Below are 16473 nucleotides of genomic sequence, written 5' to 3' on the forward strand. Positions count from 1 at the left end.
CGCGGGAGGCGGCGCCTTCTTGTCGGCCTGGACTGACGAGTCGCGCTTGCCGAACATCTACTTCTTCTTGAACAGGCTCGAGATCAGGGACGTCTTCTGGGCGGCCGGCGGTTCGCGGCGGCAGATCAGCCGGGCCAGGTGCTCCAGCCCCTCGGCGGCCTTCGACTTGGGCGCGACCTCGGCCAGCATCTGGCCGTTGTTGGCCGCCAGGCCGTAGGGCTTGGGATCGAACGGCAGCACCAGCGACGGCTGAACGCCCAGGGCGTCGCCAAAGTCCTTGACCGGGATCTCGGGCCGGCCGGGCACGCCCACCTGGTTCAGCACCAGGCGCGGCGGCGCGTCATTGGGCCGGGCCTGGCGAACCAGGTCGATGATGTTCTTGGCGTTGCGCAGCGAGGCCAGGTCCGGCGTGGCCGTCACGACCAGCTCGTCGGAGCCGACCAGCACCCGACGGGAGGCCGCGTTCCAGATGTGCGGGATATCCAGCACCACGAAGGGCGCGGCGCCGCGGATCTTCTGGGTGACTTCCTCGTAGACGTCGGCGGAAATCTCGTAGTCGTCGTCCAGGGTGGCCGGGGCCGCGAACAGGGACAGACGATCGCCGCAGCGGACCATCATGCGGTCCATCAGCACCGGGTCCAGTCGGTCGGGCTGGGTCAGCGCTTCCAGGACGCCATGCAGCGGGTCCTGATTAAAGTCGAGACCGGCCGTGCCGAACGCCAGGTCGAGGTCGACCAGCACGGTGGCGGTCTGCATCTTCTCGGCCAGCATCCAGGCGAAGTTGTGCGACAGGGTCGAGGCCCCCACCCCGCCCTTGGCGCCGACGAAGGCGATCTGGCGGCCGATGAACGGCGCGGTCGGGTCGGCGTACAGCGCGCCGACAGCGCGGATCACCTGCAGGGGCGACAGGGGCTGGGTCAGGTATTCCGACACCCCCCGGCGCATCAGCTCGCGATACAGCGAGATGTCGTTGGTCTGGCCGATAACGACGACCTTGGTCCCCGGGTCGCAGACCTGGGCCAGGGAGTCGAGCATGTGCAGAAGGCGCTGGGCGCCGTCCAGGGTCTCGACCATCACCAGCGAGGGCGTGGGCTGGTTCTGATAGTAGTCGACCGCCGCCTCCAGGCCGCCGCCCTGGATCAGGGTCGAGGCGCGCGCCATGCGGCGGTCGCCGGCCGCGTGGCGAACCAGCGCCTCGGTCTCGGGGCGGGCGCAGAAGGCGTGGATGGAGATCCGAGGGATCACCGCCTCGCCCATGCTGTCCGGAATGGGCTCGTGATAGACCGGCGCGGCCGGCGCGGCGGTCGCCGCGTCCTACGTCACCTTCGACGCGCGCATGAGGGCGCTGCGCCGCTGGGGACAGACTTCGACCGGCCTGGTGGAAGACGCTCTGACCGTCGGGGCCGCACAGTGGGTGGTGCGAGGCGCGAAATGACCAAGCCAAGGCCGCAGGCCCCCAAGCCGCCCGAGCCCGCCAAGGTCACCGCCGAAGGCGTCCGCCGCCAGCGACAGCATATCAAGGACCTGACCGGCGAGGATCCGCTGCGGGGCGGGGTGGCGGATTAAGGCGCAGCCGAATAAGCGCCGTCATGCACGCCCTGAAATAAGGGAATGCGCCGACACGATCTCCGCCGCCGGAAGCGGCCATCGTGAAGGTCACGGCGGAAGGCTCCTATTGGAACACCTCGCACCACACCCCATTGGTCCTCTGCTTGAGCTTCGTGTTGCCGAGGACGTCCTTGCCGTCCGCCGCCAGATCATGTGTCCATCGCGAGCCATCGGGACTTTGAGCCGTCACTCGGTAGGGTCTTCCCGTCTGCTTATAGACGCCACGCCCGCCCCAGTGTGACGGCCCGCCGATCCAAATCTTGCGAACGTTGACCAGCACCTGATCGCGGTTCCGCAGGAAAACTTCGATGGCCTTTGCGTCGCTAGGCGGCACCGGCATGATCAAGCGGTAGACCAGCGGACCGATGGTCACCAAAGCGAACAATAGCCAAACGAACGTATGCTGACTCAAGGCTCGCCCTCCCGGCAACTCCTGTTAGCCTACCCAGGCGTTCGGCGCCCACAGTCGGCGAAGTTGGCGAGAGCGTTTGGCCGACCAGGCTAGCGAGAAAACATCAGCGCTGCCGCCGAATCCAGACCCTCGGATGGCCACCGCCAGCCATTGTCCATATCGGATCATTCCCGCCCATGTGGCGGGAATGACGGTTGCGGTCGCCGAAGTGGGAGCACCCTACTCGGCCGCGACCTTCACGGCCTCCAGGGCCTCGCCGACGGTCGGCCCTTCGGCGTCCCGGGGGACGCGTTCGAGGTCGCGGCGGCTCACGACCTCGCCGCAAGCCTCGCAGGCCAGCACCGGATGGAACGCGCAGCCGCAGGTCTTGTGCTTGAACAGGATCGGCGAGTTGTCGCGACCATAGACGTAGCGGTCGCCCCATTCGGCCATGGTCAGCAGCACCGGCGACAGCGCCAAGCCCTTCTGCGTCAGCCAATATTCGTGGCGCGGCGGGCGCTCGGAATAGCGCCGGGTTTCCATGACGCCGTGGCCGACCAGGGTCTTCAGCCGGGCGGCCAGGACATTGCGGGCCACGCCGAGCCGCTCCTGCCACTGCTCGAAGCGCTTCACCCCGGCGAAGGCGTCGCGGAGGATCAGCAAGGTCCACGGATCGCCCACGACTTCCAGCGTGGCGGCGACCGAGCAACGTTCGTTCGTATAGTCAGCAGTGCGGCCCATACGAGGAGGGTGAGGCGTTCCGCGAGGGAAAGCAAGAGAGCGTTGCGTTTGAATATGAACTGGGGTAGGTTTTTTATCGCAATTGACTCTCTCGGTTATTGCTAACTGGCGAGCGACCTCGGCGATCCCCCGTCGACGGCCGCTCGCCGTCCTCTTCCTGGCGCGCGCCGCCCCTTGCGCTTCGCGCGGCGATGAGGGCCTATCCCGCCTCGAAAACAAGTTCAGGGAGCTACCCGATGTCCGCCGCCGATCCCGTCGTCATCGTTTCCTACGCCCGCACGCCGATGGGCGGCTTCCAGGGCGCGCTGGGCGGCGTGAAGGCGACCGAGCTGGGCGCCGCCGCGGTGAAGGCGGCCCTGGAGCGCGCGGGCGTGGCGGGCGACAAGGTCGAGCAGATCTTCATGGGCTGCGTTCTGCCGGCCGGTCTGGGCCAGGCCCCGGCCCGCCAGGCGGCGCTGGGCGCGGGCCTGCCGATCTCGGTCGAGGCCACCACCGTCAACAAGATGTGCGGCAGCGGGATGCAGGCCGCGATCATGGCGCACGACGCCCTGGCCGCCGGCAGCGCGGACCTCATCGTGGCCGGCGGCATGGAGAGCATGACCGGCGCGCCCTACCTGCTGTCCAAGCACCGCGGCGGCGCCCGCATCGGCCACGACCAGATGTGGGACTCGATGTACCTGGACGGCCTGGAAGACGCCTATACGCCGGGCAAGCTGATGGGCGCCTTCGCCGAGGACACGGCCCAGGCCCACCAGTTCACCCGCGAGGCCATGGACGACTACGCGACCAAGGGCCTGGCCAAGGCCAAGCGCGCGATCGAGACCGGCGCGTTCAAGGCCGAGATCACCCCCGTCACCGTCACGACCCGCAAGGGGACCGAGGTCATCGACACCGACGAACAGCCGCTGAAGGCCGATCCGGCCAAGATCCCCACCTTGCGTCCGGCCTTCAGCCGCGACGGCGGGATCACCGCCGCCAACAGCAGCTCGATCAGCGACGGCGCCGCCGCGCTGGTCATGACGCGCCAAAGCGTCGCCGAGGCCTTGGGCCTGCCGATCGTCGCCCGCGTGGTCAGCCACGCCGCCCACGCCCAGGAGCCGGCCCAGTTCGCCACCGCGCCGGCCCCGGCCATGCGCAAGGCGCTCAGCAAGGCGGGCTGGTCCGTCGAGGACGTCGACCTGTTCGAGGTCAACGAGGCCTTCGCGGTCGTGGCCATGTACGCCCAGCAGGCGTTGGGCATTCCGGAAGACAAGCTGAACGTCAACGGCGGCGCCTGCGCCCTCGGCCATCCGATCGGCGCGTCGGGCGCGCGGATCCTTTGCACCCTGATCTCGGCGCTTCAGGCGCGCGGCGGCAAGAAGGGGCTGGCGTCCCTGTGCATCGGCGGCGGCGAGGCCACGGCGATGGCGATCGAGCTGGTCTAGGCCTATCTGGCGAGGATCAGATCGCCCGCGAGACGCGTTCACCCGTCATGACCGAGACCTTCCGCCATAATCCCGAACTCAGCCGCTACGAGCTGGAGGTCGACGGCCTGCTGGCCGTGGCCGACTATCAGCGCTCGGGCCATAGGCTGGTGATCCCGCACGTCGAAGCCGACATGGCGCTGCGCGGCACGGGCGCGGCTGGACGCCTGATGAGCAAGGTCGCCGAGACCGCGCGCGCGGAAGGGATGCGGATCACGCCGCTCTGCTCCTACGCGGCGGCGTGGCTGAAGCGGAACGATCCGGATCTGATTGCTTAGCATCGCAAGCGCCCCCTCCACCGCTTCGCGGTCCCCCTCCCCCGTTGCACGAGGGAGGATGAGATTCTCCTCGCCCGCGACGCGGGGGAGGTGGCGCGGCGCGGAACGCGACGTGACGGAGGGGGCGCTTACTTCGGAGCGGGCGTAGGGGCCGCGCTCTCGAAGCTGCCCGCCGCCCCAGGGAACACCACCGGGCTCTCCCAGCCGTCGGCGCCGACCGACGAGACGCCGAAGAAATAGTCGTCGATCACCACGTCCTTGAGCGTGATCGTCGCCGCGCCCGGGACCCAGCGGCTGAAGCTCCAGGTCGGGTCGGTCGTGCCGCGCCACCATACGCGATGCCCGACCGCGCCCGGCGTCGGCGTCCACGAGACCTTGGTGTCGGGGCTCACCGCGCCCTCGATCTTGACGCCCGACGGCGGCGGCGGGGCCGAGGCGAGGCTGGCCATGGCGATGGCGTTCAGTCGCGTGACCTGGGCCAGGTAGGCGAAGTCCACCCCCTCGATGGTGTCGCCATAGGCCTTGCCGTTCTCGGTGCGCAGGGTCTGGTGCTGACGATCGTAGTTCTCGACCGCCTCGGTGACGCGCACGGCCGGATAGCCGGCCTCCAGCAGCGGCACCTGGTCGCCGCCCCGGCCATAGCGGTCGGTGCGGTAAACCATCGTGACGTCCAGATTGGTCAGATAGCGATCGGCCAGGCCGTCCAGATAGCGCGCCAGGTTACGCGACGGGCTGTCGACCTCCCCGCCGTTGTAGCGCCGGCCATTGGCCTGTTCCGGGGTCTCGACGGCCTTGGTGCCTTCCGAGAAGATCCGGACGTGGGTGTTGTCCATCACGCCGCTCTGGCCGTGGCTGTTGCCGATGATGTCGTTGTTGAGATCGGCCTCGACCTTCCAGCCCTGGGCCTTGGCGTGGTCGGCCAGCACCTTGCCGCCATAGAGGCCCTGCTCCTCGCCCGACAGCACCGCGAACACCAGGGTGGCCGGGAATTTGTGCTTGGACAGCACCCGCGCCGCCTCGATCACCGCCGCCACGCCCGAGCCGTCGTCATTGGCGCCCGGCGCGTCGCTGGTGAAGTCCATGACGTCGGTGACGCGGCTGTCGATATGGCCGGCGATGATGATCACGCGGCTTGGGTCGGTGGTCCCCTTCTGGACGGCCAGCACGTCCTCGACCACGACGCCGTTAGGCGCGCGCTTGCCGGTGAAGGTCTGGGACGGCGTCTCCAGGGTCAGGCAACCGCCGCAGTCCTTGGAAATCGCCTCGAAGCGCGCCTTGGTCCAGCGGCGGGCCGCGCCGATGCCGCGCTTGTCGGAGGTCACGTCCGACAGGGTGTGCCGCGTGCCAAAGCCGACCAGCGCGCGGATCGTGCCTTCCAACGCCTTGGGATCGACGTCGGCGGCGATGGCGCGCAGCGTCGGCTGGTCGTTGCTGGGCGCCGGGGTCTCGGCGTGGGAGACGCCAGCGACCATCAGGCCGGCGGCGAGGATCAGGGGCAGGCGCATACGGGCTCCGAAACAGCGGCGGTCGGACGTTGCCGTCCCCGCCGCTTCGGAACAACCCCTATCGCGCGCTGGCCTGCTTCGCCGCGATGAACGCCACCCGATCCAGCACTTCGGGTCCGGCCGCCGGTCCAGCCTGGTAGGCGAAGGCCTCCGCCGTGATCGGCTTGCCGCTGATCCGGTCGACCATGATCGGTTCGGCGGCCAGGCCCGTGTCGCGGTCGACGAGCTGGCCGCACACGCCCTCCGGGGCGAGCTGGCGGTTGCCGAAGGCCAGCATCGCCGTCAGCACCGGCGCGAAGTCGCGGCCCCGGTCCGTCAGTCGATATTCGTAGCGCGGCGGCCGCTCATTATAGGCGTGCTTCTCCAGAAACCCGCTTTCGACAAGGCCGGCCAGCCGTTTCGTCAGAATGTTGGGCGCGACCCCCAGGCTCTTCTCGAACTGGTCGAAGCGCGTCAGGCCCTGAAACGCGTCGCGCAGGATCAGCAGGGTCCAGTAGTCGCCCACCCGCTCCAGCGTGCGGCCGACCGGACATTGGGTCGAAGGGCGTTCAGATTTGCTCATGACAAAAGATGTGGGCCGTCACTTGCGAAAAGCAAGTTACCCCATAGCTAGAGGACACGCCGGACCGCTGGGGCCTCGGCCAACCCTTTCAGGAACCACACCATGAGCGACAACACCAGCCAAGGCGCCGCCCTGATCACCGGCGCGTCCACCGGCATCGGCGCGGTCTACGCCGATCGCCTGGCCAAGCGCGGCCACGACCTGATCCTGGTGGCCCGCGACGAGGCCCGCCTGAACGTCCTGGCCGATCGTCTGCGCGCCGAGACCGGCGTCAAGGTCGAGGTCCTCAAGGCGGACCTGACCGACAAGGCCGATCTAAAGAGGGTCGAGCAGCGCCTGGCGACCGATGCCGCGATCACCGTCCTGGTCAACAACGCTGGCGTGGCGGGCTCCAATGACTTCGTGGCCAACGATCCCGACGCCTTCGAAAGGATGATCCAACTCAACGTCGTCGCCGTGACCCGCCTGGCGGCCGCGGCGGCGCGCAACTTCGTGCCGCGCGACAGGGGCGCGATCGTCAACCTGGCTTCGGTGGTCGGGCTGATCCCGGAGTTGGGCATGCCGGTCTATGGCGCGACCAAGGCCTTCGTCACGTACCTGACCCAGGGTCTGCGCGCGCAGTTCGCCCAGTCGGCCGTCCGCCTTCAGGCCGTGCTGCCCGGCGCCACGCGCACCGAGATCTGGGAGCGTTCGGGCTCGGACATCAACGCCATCGATCCGAATACGCTCATGGAGGTCGACGACCTGGTCGACGCGGCGCTCGCCGGCTTCGATCAAGGTGAGTTGGTGACGATCCCGTCCCTGCCCGATCCGGCCGACTGGAACGCCGCCCTGGCCGCCAAGGCCAAGCTCTATCCCAATCTTTCGCGCAACACGCCGGCGGCGCGGTTCAAGGCCGTCTAGAGCATTTTCCGATAAGTGTGAAACGGTTATCGGATCGAAAAATGCTCTAAACTTTTGATTTAGAGCCCTTTTTATCCGATCTGATTGGATCAATCAGATCGGAAAGGGCTCTAATCGCGCGCAAACTCGCCGGCGCGGCGCTCACTCCCGCGCCGGCGGGTCCGCCCTGGAGGGCCGCCATCGGGTTGATGCGGGCCGATGGAAGCCCTCCTGGAACCAAAGCTAGCTGAGCACCATCACCACGACGCGGCGGTTCTGAGCCCGGCCCTCGCGCGTGTTGTTCGGCGCCACGGGGGCGTCCTGGCCATAGGAGATCGTGGCCATGCGGTTCAGCGCCACGCCGTGCATGCTGAGATACTTGCGCACCGCCTCGGCGCGCTTGCCGCCCAGCTCGTCGTTATAGGCCTTGCCGCCCTTGTTGTCGGTGTGGCCCTGGATCTCCAGGTAGACGTTCTTGTTGTCGGCCTTCAGCTTCTCGGCGAATTCGCCCAGACGCTGTTCGGCTTCCGGCGACAGGGTGGAGGCGTTGGTCGGGAACTTCACCGAGTCGTCGCTGAGCACCAGGGCGTACTGGAACTTGCCCTCGGCCAGCTTGCCGGCGGCGGTGGCGCGATCGAGCGCGTCCTTCGCCGTCTTGTCCAGCTCACCCAGCTGCTGTTGCTGCTGGCCGATCTGGGTGTCGTGCGCGCTGACCCGCGCATCGACCTGACCAACCTGCTTGTTGACATAGCTCTTGGTCGCGCACCCGCTGACCGAGAGGCCGCCCATCACCAGGGCGGCGGCGACCATCATGGTCTTCGTGTTGGCTATCATGTTTGTCTCGTCCGTCGTGAAAGCGAGACGTCCTGCAACGCTCGCCGTTGCAAATCGGACAGCCGAACTTGTCCAAAGATAGGCGCGATTCCGGCGCTTCGCGGCCAAGCCATGGCCTTGATGCAGCAGAGAAATATGTGACTTCTATTTAGCGCGCGAGCGCGGCGGCGGGACTTTGGTTCCGTGAAAAATTTTCTTCGTTGGCGACCTCGGACAGCCAGTCCTGGAAGGCGCGCAGGGCCGGACTCGGGGCCTTGGACTTCAGCCAGGTCAGCCAGTAGCGGCCCGCGCTGACCTCTGCGGCGAACGGCCGGACGAGGCGTCCTTGTTGCAAATCGCGCGCGAACATCATCGGCGGCGCCAGGGCCACGCCTATCCCCTGCATCGCCGCCTCGACCATCACCCAGGAGCTGTCGAAGACGGGGCCTCGGATCGGCGGCGGCGACAGGCCGGCGGCGGCGAACCAGTCGGGCCAGTCCGCCGCGCGATAGCTGCGCAGCAGGGTCTCGCGGAACAGGGCCGCCGGCTCCTCCAGCCGCTCGGCGATGGCGGGCGCGCACAGCGGGCTCATCGGTGCCTCGAACAGCGGCGCGGCCTCGGTGCCGTGCCAGGCCCCGTCGCCGAAGCGCACCGCGCAATCCAACCCCTCTCCCGCCAGGTCCGTGCGGTTGTTGTTGGTGAAGAGCCGCAGATCGACGAACGGGTGGGCGGCGCGAAATCGGGGAAGGCGCGGCAACAGCCAACCGACCGCGAAGGTGCCCACCACCCCGACGCTCAGCACCTCCATGACCCGACCGCCCTCGAAACGGGCCAGCACGTCGCCTAGCACGTCGAACGACTCCCGGACCGACGGCAGCAAGGCCAGGCCTTCGTCGGTCAGGGCCAATCCCCGGGGCAACCGACGAAACAGCGGCGCGCCTAGCCGCGCCTCCAGCCCCTTCACCTGATGGCTGACGGCGGCCTGGGTCACGCACAGTTCGATGGCGGCGCGCGTGAACGACAGATGGCGGGCCGAGGCCTCGAAGGCGCGCAGGGCGTTCAGGGGCAGTTGAGCGCGGCTCATGATGGAGACCCAAATTCAGCTAGGGGCTCGGCCAAGGTATCGTCGTTTGCGGCCAAGGCCAGTCCCCGGCAGGTTTCGCGAGCAAGGAGACCCCGTATGCTCGATCGCAGAACCCTTTTGGCGGCCCTGGCGGCCGCGCCCGCCGCCCTGCCCGTCCTCTCGCGCGCGGCGCCGCTCGCGGATTCCCTTAGCCTACGTATTAACGCCCTGGAAAAGCGCGGCGGCGGCCGGCTGGGGGTGGCGGTGCTGGACACCCAGGACGGACGCCGCTTCGCCGCGCGGGGCGACGAGCGCTTCCTGATGTGCAGCACCTTCAAGATGCTGCTGGCGGGCCTCGTGCTGCGCCGGGTCGACCAGAAGCGCGAACGGCTGGACCGCCGCGTCCAATATGGCCCCGAGGTCCTGGTCGACTACTCGCCGGAGACCAAGAAGCACGTCGGCCCCGGCATGACGATCGCCAACCTGTGCCAGGCCGTGATCACGCTCAGCGACAACACGGCCGCCAACCTGCTGCTGGACGCCGTGGACGGTCCGGTCAGCGTCACGCGCTTCGCCCGCGCCCTGGGCGACCCCGTCACGCGCCTGGACCGCATCGAGCCCGCGCTGAACACCGCGGCCAGACCCGGCGACCTACGCGACACGACCAGCCCCAAGGCGATGCTGGAAACGCTGCGGACCTTGACGGTCGGCGACGCGCTGACGGCTGAGTCGCGCGCGCGGCTGGTCGGCTGGCTGGTCGCCAACCAGACCGGCGACGCCCGGCTGCGGGCCGGCCTGCCCAAGACCTGGAAGATCGGCGACAAGACCGGCAGCGACGGCCGCCACACCGCCAACGACATCGCCGTGATCTGGCCGCCCGGGCGCGCGCCGCTTCTGATCACGACCTACCTGACCGGCGCCAAGCTCGACGACGACGGGCGCGACGCCGTGCTGGCCGACGTGGCGCGGGCGGTTGTGACGGCGGGGTTTGGGGCGTAACGGCGAAAAGTTATCCACAGGGCCGGAATGAGGGGTCGCGCCGGACGCGCCGAGCGCCCCATCACCCGATCCGCGTCGCGGGGCGCCTTCTCCGCAAGGACAGGGACGCTTCCAATCCCGTACTTTTCAGATCATAGCCATTTCAAAACAATCACTTATATAAAAACACACATTTCTTATCCCCGCTCCCCGACGCGGCCTCATGCTCTACGTCCATGAGCCAGATCCAATCTTCCAGCGCCCGGTCCCCCAGCGCCTGGTGCGCCGCCCTCCAGGCCCGGATGATGGCCGCTCTCGACGCGGCATGGGCCGTGATCGAGGCCGGCGATGATCCCGTCGCCATCGCCAAGGCCCGCGACACGGCGCGGCTATGCGGCCAAATGGCGGCGGCGGTCCGCAAGGTGGCGGCGCTGGTCCCGGCGGCGAAGGCGCCGATCACCCGGCCCGTCAGCCTGATTGACGAGGTCCTGGACGACGTGGAAAAGGCGGTCACCGCCGCGGGCAAGCCGCCCGCGGCCCAGGCCGTGGCGATGCGCGCGGCCCTGGCGAAGCTGGGGCGCTAAAGCGTGATAGCCGAAAGTGTAAGCGGTTTCGGCGGTTATCACGCTCTAAATGTTTGATTTAGAGCCTGTTTATCTCGTTTAGATGGTTCCATCTAAACGAGACAGGTCTAGGCGCCCACCACCCGTCCCTGCAGCCACAAGATCGCCGGATAGGCGCAGAGCCAGGTCCAGAAGAAGCGGTTCAGGCCAAACAGGCAGGCATTGGCCAGGTGGAACGCCGCCGCCACGACCAGGCCGGCGATCAGGGCGGGTCGCCAGAGCAGGGTCAGCGGAAAGGCCAGCTCGAACGCCATCACCGCCCACGACATGACCAGCAGCACCCGAGGGCGCTGGGCCCAGGCTCGCAGGCCCTCGCTGACGGGATAGGCCGAGAACCGGAACACGTCCGACAGCGCCCGGCCCGACCGCCAGTCGGGATTGACGACCTTCACCGCGCCGGAGACGAAATAGGACAGCATCAGCTGCGCGCCCAGATAGCCGAAGAACAGCTCCTGCAAGGGCCGGCTGGGCATCAGTTCGGCCAGGGCCAGGCTCCACAGGACGAGCAGGCCCATGCGGTCGCTGCCGCCGTTATAAGGGCCCTGGAAGCGTTGCAGGATCAGCAGCGATAGCCCGGCCATCCCCACCAGCGGCCAGGGCCGCGCGACGCCGGCCAGCACCAGCAGGCACAGCGCGATCCGCGCCGCGAACAGCATCCGCTCGTCGCGAAAACCCCGCAGGTGCTCCAGACTCTGTTGCAGCAGGGCCAGGGCCAGCATCAGCTCGGTGAGGCGCGCGGCGCCGGTCAGGGTGATCACCGCAAGGTCTCCAGCCGGCGCGGCGCGGCCTGGAACAGCACCTCGCGCTCGATCGTCTCGCCCTGGCGGCTGACGAAGGCCAGGCGGAAGGCCAGCCAACCGGCCGCGTCATCGGGCAGGTCGACGGCGAGCCGGCGGAAGATCTCATCCTCGCTGTGGGCCGTGGGCTGATCGACCAGGCGCTCGGCGCAGGCGGTGACGAACAGGCTCTGGTTCCAGCGCGGGTTCCAGAAAAGCCGCGTCAGCATCGTCAGGATCGAGACGCGCGCGGGACGCGGCCGGAACTCGGTCCAGGCGGCCGGCGCGGTCGTCGCGGTTTCGCTCAGGGCGTATTCGACACGCGGCGACGGCGCGATCACGTCGAAGAAGTTCCACGACGGGATCAGGGCCGGCGCCAGGAGTCGCAGCGGGTTGTTCATCAACCGCCTTCTTCGTCCACATAGATCACGACGGGTTTGCCGCGCGACAGCGGCTCCCAGCCCGCCTCGATGGCGGCGGAAATCGCCGTGGAGACCTGGCGGGCCGGGATCTGCGAGGGCTTCAGCGGCGGAGCGCTGAACTTGGGCTTGGGGCCGGGCGGAAACTCGATCAGCGCCTCGCGCTGGCCTTCCTTGTGGCGGACGGCCAGCACCTTGCCGTGGCGCTCGGAGGGGTCGTAGGACCATTGCGGCAGGCGATGCAGCCGCCAGACATAGGGGTCTCCGTCGACCTCGATGTCGAACTCGACGATCAGTTTGGTGGTTTTGGCCATGCGGGGAGATACCGCGAAGGGGGGTGAGGGAAAAGCCTCCCCCTTCTCCCCTTGCGGGAGAAGGTGTCGCTGAAAGCGACGGATGAGGGGTCGCTCATACGAAAACCGCCGCGACCAGCGGAAAGGCCCGTCGCGGCGGATATTATCCTCACCCCCTCACCCGACCCCGGCTTTCGCCGGGGCACCCTCTCCCGCAAGGGGAGAGGGGCTTTGAACACCTACTGCAGCACCGCCTTGCCGAACGATAGCTGCCCGTCCGTGACCCCGACGGCGATCACGCCGCCGTCCTCGATCTCGCCGGCCAGCAGCTTGCGCGCGATCGGGTCGACCAGTTCCTTCTGGATCACGCGCTTGAGCGGGCGCGCCCCGTAGACCGGGTCGTAGCCCTTGTCGGCGATCCAGTTCAGGGCCTCGGCGTCCAGCGCCAGGGCCATGCGGCGGTCGGCCAGCAGCTTGTCGACGCGCTGCAGCTGGATCTTGACGATGTCGCCCATGTTGGCGCGGTTCAGGCGCTTGAACAGGATGATCTCGTCGATCCGGTTGAGGAACTCGGGGCGGAAGTGGCCGCGCACCGTGTTCATCACCAGCGGCCGGACGGCTTCCACATCCTCGCCTTCTTCCTGGTTGGCCAGGAATTCGGCGCCGAGGTTGCTGGTCATGATGATCAGCGTGTTGCGGAAGTCGACCGTGCGGCCCTGGCCGTCGGTCAGGCGGCCATCGTCCAGCACCTGCAAGAGCACGTTGAAGACGTCCGGGTGGGCCTTCTCGATCTCGTCGAACAGCACGACCTGGTACGGACGTCGACGGACGGCCTCGGTCAGCGCCCCGCCCTCGTCATAGCCGACATAGCCGGGAGGCGCGCCGATCAGGCGGCTGACCGAGTGCTTTTCCATGTACTCCGACATGTCCATCCGGGTGATGGCGTGCTCGTCGGCGAACAGGAACTCGGCCAGGCTCTTGGTCAGCTCGGTCTTGCCCACGCCCGTCGGGCCCAGGAACAGGAACGAACCGATCGGGCGCGACGGATCCTGCAGGCCGGCGCGGGCGCGGCGGACGGCGTCGGACACGGCCTGCAAGGCCTCGTCCTGGCCCACCACGCGACCGCGCAGTTCGTCCTCCATCTTCAAGAGCTTCTCGCGCTCGCCCTCCAGCATCTTCTCGACCGGGACCCCGGTCCAGCGGCTGACCACGGCGGCGATCTGCTCGGCGTCGACGACTTCCGGCGTCAGGGCCGAACCCTCGCCGGCCTCGGCGTCGGCCAGACGCTTTTCCAGGGCCGGGATCTCGCCGTACTGGATCTGGCCGGCGCGGGCGAAGTCGCCGGCGCGCTGGGCGTTGGCGAGGTCGGCGCGCAGGCGGTCGAGGGCTTCGCGGGCTTGCGCCGCGCCGCCGACCTTCTCCTTCTCGGCCTTCCACTTGGCGGTCATCTCGTCGCTGCGGAACTGCAGGTCGTCGATCTCGACCTCCAGGTTCTCCAGGCGCTGCTTGGAGGCGGCGTCGGTTTCCTTGGCCAGCGCCTCGCGCTCGATCTTCAACTGCACCAGACGGCGGTCGATCTCGTCCAGCTCCTCGGGCTTGCTATCGATCGCCATCCGCACGCGGCTGGAGGCCTCGTCCACGAGGTCGATGGCCTTGTCCGGCAGGAAGCGGTCGGCGATGTAGCGGTTGCTCAGGGTCGCGGCGGCGACGATGGCGCTGTCGCTGATCCGGACGCCGTGGTGGACCTCGTACTTCTCCTTCAGGCCGCGCAGGATCGAGATGGTGTCCTCGACCGTCGGCTCCTGCACGAACACCGGCTGGAAACGACGGGCCAGGGCCGCGTCCTTCTCAACGTGCTTGCGGTACTCGTCCAGCGTGGTGGCGCCGACGCAGTGCAGCTCGCCGCGCGCCAGGGCGGGCTTGAGCAGGTTGGAGGCGTCCATGGCGCCGTCGGACTTCCCGGCCCCGACCAGGGTGTGCATCTCGTCGATGAACAGGATGATCGAGCCCTCGGCGGCCGTGACCTCGCCCAGGACCGCCTTCAGGCGCTCCTCGAACTCGCCGCGATACTTCGCGCCGGCGATCAGGCTGCCCATGTCCAGCGACAGCAGGCGCTTGTCCTTCAGGCTTTCGGGAACGTCGCCATTGATGATGCGCAGGGCCAGGCCCTCGACGATGGCGGTCTTGCCGACGCCGGGCTCGCCGATCAGGACGGGGTTGTTCTTGGTGCGGCGCGACAGGACCTGGATCGTGCGGCGGATTTCCTCGTCGCGGCCGATCACCGGGTCCAGCTTGCCGTCCTTGGCGGCGGCGGTCAGGTCGCGGGCGTAGCGCTTCAGCGCCTCATAGCCCTCCTCGGCGTTGGCGCTGTCGGCGGTGCGGCCCTTGCGCATGGCGGTCGCGGCGTCTTCCAGCCCCTTGGGCGAGACCCCGGCCTCCTTGAAGAGCTTCGCCGCCTCCGCGCCTTCCTTGGCGATGGCGATCAGCAGGCGTTCGGTGGTGACGAAGGCGTCGCCGGCCGCCTTGGCGCTCTTTTCGGCCTCGGCGAACACGCGGGCCGTGTCGGGCTTCATGTAGAGCTGACCGCCCGCGCCATCGACGCGCGGGGTCTTGGTAAGCAGCGTCTCGACGCCGCCGTCCAGCTGGTCCGGACGACCGCCGGCGCTCTGGACCAGGGCGCGGGAAAGCCCGTCCTTCTCCTCGAGCAGGACCTTGAGCAGGTGTTCGGGCGCGAATTGCTGATGGCCCCGCGCGAGGGCCAGGCTCTGGGCCGATTGGATCGCTTGCTTGGCGCGATCCGAATAGAGATCGATATTCATGATGTCCCCTTCCTAGGCGGATCTGGGCGCGCTGCCTTGAGCAAGCACAACGCGCTCCGACGGGGCATTTAGGTGTGGCCGATCCGCCACACAAGGGCCTACCAGCCGCGACTGGCCAGATAACGTTCCAGCTCGGAAATCCGCATGGCGTCCGACGGGTGGGTGGAGCTCAGCTCCCCGCCCGAGGCATGGCCCTGACCCGCGTCCAGCGCCTGCATCTTGCGCCAGAGCTGCACGGCTTCGCGCGGGCGATAGCCGGCGCGCTGCATGAAATCGACGCCCAGGCGATCGGCCTCCAGCTCCTGCTTGCGCGAGAAAGGCAGCAGCACCCCGTACTTCGCCGCCTGATCGCCGTGGTCCTTCAAGAGCTTGCCAAAATCGCTGCCGCCCGCCGCCGCGCCGGCGATCCCCAGCAGGATCTTGGACGTCGTTTCCTGAGAGGCCCGCTCGGCGGCGTGGTGGGCGACGACGTGGCCGGCCTCGTGACCGATCACGGCGGCCAGCTGGTCGTCGTTGTCGACCATGTCCAGCAGCCCCACCGTCACGCCGACATGGCCGCCGGGCAGCACGAAGGCGTTAGGGCTCTCGTCCAGGAACACCGCGTAGTCCCACGGCCGATCCCCCAGACCCGCCGCCGTGATCACCCTCTGGCCAACGGCGCGCACCCGGGCGTTCCGGCGCGGCTCCTTGGAGGTGTAGGTGGTGCGCAGCGTATCGGCCCAGGCCTTTTCGCCATCGGCCGCCAGGTTCTCGTCCTTGACGATCAGCAGCTGGTCTCGACCCAGATCGGCGTTGTACGCGCAGCCGCCCAGCACCGTCGTGGCGGCGAGCAGCAGCGGCAGGATCGGACGGCGAAGAACAACCATGGGCTCGGCGCTGTGCTCCAAACTCGACAATGTCGTTATCGGCGGCGGCGGCGCGGGGCGCAACCGCCCCGCCCCTCCCCCGCCCTTGGGGTCGGCTAGAAGGATCGCGCGCAGCCAACGGCCATGGTGACGCTCGTCTCTCCTAGAGGGCCGTTATTCTTGACGCTCCCGACCGGCTTGCAGCCGTCCTTGGGCGGGCGGGTCAGATAGGGCCTGACGTCTCGCGCCCCGCGACCGCCAAGCTGGAGGTTCGGTCCGACGCCCGCCCCGCCGGTTCCCTGGGCCAGGCGCTCCTCGCAGCGCTCGCGTTCGTCACGCGGCAGGCGCTCGAGATCGGCCAGCCGACAGCCGCCCAGACCACGCGGTAGGTCCGGACATCGGCGTTGACCCGGT

General features: G+C 68.3%; 18 protein-coding genes and 1 pseudogene. 6 read left to right on the forward strand and 13 right to left on the reverse strand.

From position 1 onward, the window contains the following. Positions 1 to 57: 57 nt before the first annotated feature. Positions 58 to 1302: pseudogene (locus tag FCU40_RS19360) on the reverse strand (CpaE family protein); the annotation flags it as partial. Positions 1303 to 1431: 129 nt separating this feature from the next. Between FCU40_RS19360 and FCU40_RS23565 the strand changes: the two are divergent. Further along, entirely contained in the window at positions 1432 to 1566 is a 135-nt protein-coding gene (locus tag FCU40_RS23565; RefSeq protein ID WP_275052063.1) for a hypothetical protein, read from the forward strand. A gap of 106 nt (positions 1567 to 1672) precedes the next feature. Here FCU40_RS23565 and FCU40_RS19370 read toward each other — a convergent pair whose 3' ends face one another. Both FCU40_RS19370 and FCU40_RS19375 read right to left on the reverse strand, forming a co-directional pair. Further along, on the reverse strand, positions 1673 to 2020 hold the full coding sequence (locus FCU40_RS19370) for a hypothetical protein (RefSeq protein WP_168077178.1): 348 nt from the start codon (positions 2018 to 2020) through the stop codon (positions 1673 to 1675). 219 nt (positions 2021 to 2239) lie between these two features. Continuing rightward, entirely contained in the window at positions 2240 to 2740 is a 501-nt protein-coding gene (locus FCU40_RS19375) for a helix-turn-helix domain-containing protein (RefSeq protein WP_168077180.1), read from the reverse strand. A gap of 236 nt (positions 2741 to 2976) precedes the next feature. Between FCU40_RS19375 and FCU40_RS19380 the strand changes: the two genes are divergently transcribed. Further along, positions 2977 to 4164 carry an acetyl-CoA C-acyltransferase gene (locus tag FCU40_RS19380; RefSeq protein WP_168077182.1) on the forward strand — a complete coding sequence of 396 codons (1188 nt, stop codon included), beginning with the start codon at positions 2977 to 2979 and terminating at the stop codon, positions 4162 to 4164. 47 nt (positions 4165 to 4211) lie between these two features. After that, on the forward strand, positions 4212 to 4481 hold the full coding sequence (locus tag FCU40_RS19385; RefSeq protein ID WP_004621463.1) for a GNAT family N-acetyltransferase: 270 nt from the start codon (positions 4212 to 4214) through the stop codon (positions 4479 to 4481). A 128-nt stretch (positions 4482 to 4609) separates the two neighbouring features. Here FCU40_RS19385 and FCU40_RS19390 read toward each other — a convergent pair whose 3' ends face one another. Further along, complete coding sequence (locus FCU40_RS19390; protein WP_168077184.1) at positions 4610 to 5986, reverse strand: M20/M25/M40 family metallo-hydrolase; 1377 nt, start codon at positions 5984 to 5986, stop codon at positions 4610 to 4612. Positions 5987 to 6044: 58 nt separating this feature from the next. Continuing rightward, a complete protein-coding gene (locus tag FCU40_RS19395; protein WP_168077186.1) occupies positions 6045 to 6548 on the reverse strand; it encodes a helix-turn-helix domain-containing protein in 504 nt (167 codons plus the stop codon). Positions 6549 to 6650: 102 nt separating this feature from the next. Here FCU40_RS19395 and FCU40_RS19400 point away from each other — a divergent pair, with 102 nt between their 5' ends. Then, positions 6651 to 7451, forward strand: coding sequence for an SDR family oxidoreductase (locus FCU40_RS19400; RefSeq protein ID WP_168077188.1), 801 nt, complete (start codon positions 6651 to 6653; stop codon positions 7449 to 7451). A gap of 222 nt (positions 7452 to 7673) precedes the next feature. Here FCU40_RS19400 and FCU40_RS19405 read toward each other — a convergent pair whose 3' ends face one another. Both FCU40_RS19405 and FCU40_RS19410 read right to left on the reverse strand, forming a co-directional pair. Continuing rightward, positions 7674 to 8264 carry an OmpA family protein gene (locus FCU40_RS19405; protein ID WP_004621470.1) on the reverse strand — a complete coding sequence of 197 codons (591 nt, stop codon included), beginning with the start codon at positions 8262 to 8264 and terminating at the stop codon, positions 7674 to 7676. 148 nt (positions 8265 to 8412) lie between these two features. Beyond that, entirely contained in the window at positions 8413 to 9327 is a 915-nt protein-coding gene (locus tag FCU40_RS19410; RefSeq protein WP_168077190.1) for a LysR family transcriptional regulator, read from the reverse strand. Positions 9328 to 9423: 96 nt separating this feature from the next. Between FCU40_RS19410 and bla the strand changes: the two genes are divergently transcribed. Both bla and FCU40_RS19420 read left to right on the forward strand, forming a co-directional pair. Continuing rightward, entirely contained in the window at positions 9424 to 10305 is an 882-nt protein-coding gene (gene bla / locus FCU40_RS19415) for a class A beta-lactamase (RefSeq protein ID WP_168077192.1), read from the forward strand. 215 nt (positions 10306 to 10520) lie between these two features. After that, positions 10521 to 10868 (forward strand): hypothetical protein, encoded by a 348-nt coding sequence (locus FCU40_RS19420; RefSeq protein ID WP_241693653.1) that lies wholly within the window; start codon positions 10521 to 10523, stop codon positions 10866 to 10868. 107 nt (positions 10869 to 10975) lie between these two features. Here the strand turns inward: FCU40_RS19420 and FCU40_RS19425 are convergent, their stop codons facing one another. From FCU40_RS19425 to FCU40_RS19450, 6 genes are all read right to left on the reverse strand, one after another. Continuing rightward, positions 10976 to 11662, reverse strand: coding sequence for an HTTM domain-containing protein (locus tag FCU40_RS19425; RefSeq protein ID WP_168077208.1), 687 nt, complete (start codon positions 11660 to 11662; stop codon positions 10976 to 10978). Beyond that, positions 11662 to 12084, reverse strand: coding sequence for a hypothetical protein (locus tag FCU40_RS19430; RefSeq protein WP_168077194.1), 423 nt, complete (start codon positions 12082 to 12084; stop codon positions 11662 to 11664). The genes FCU40_RS19425 and FCU40_RS19430 overlap by 1 nt, the downstream gene beginning before the upstream one ends. After that, on the reverse strand, positions 12084 to 12416 hold the full coding sequence (locus FCU40_RS19435; RefSeq protein ID WP_168077196.1) for a hypothetical protein: 333 nt from the start codon (positions 12414 to 12416) through the stop codon (positions 12084 to 12086). The genes FCU40_RS19430 and FCU40_RS19435 overlap by 1 nt, the downstream gene beginning before the upstream one ends. Before the next feature lie 218 nt (positions 12417 to 12634). Continuing rightward, a complete protein-coding gene (gene clpB, locus FCU40_RS19440; protein ID WP_168077198.1) occupies positions 12635 to 15214 on the reverse strand; it encodes an ATP-dependent chaperone ClpB in 2580 nt (859 codons plus the stop codon). Positions 15215 to 15312: 98 nt separating this feature from the next. Beyond that, positions 15313 to 16080: a M48 family metallopeptidase gene (locus FCU40_RS19445; RefSeq protein ID WP_168077200.1), complete on the reverse strand. Its 768-nt coding sequence runs from the start codon at positions 16078 to 16080 to the stop codon at positions 15313 to 15315. 95 nt (positions 16081 to 16175) lie between these two features. Beyond that, on the reverse strand, positions 16176 to 16473 hold a 298-nt coding region (locus FCU40_RS19450; RefSeq protein ID WP_168077202.1), incomplete at its 5' end, for a hypothetical protein.

Origin of the sequence: Caulobacter sp. SSI4214 (assembly GCF_012184455.1) — a bacterium.
GTDB lineage: Bacteria > Pseudomonadota > Alphaproteobacteria > Caulobacterales > Caulobacteraceae > Caulobacter > Caulobacter vibrioides_E.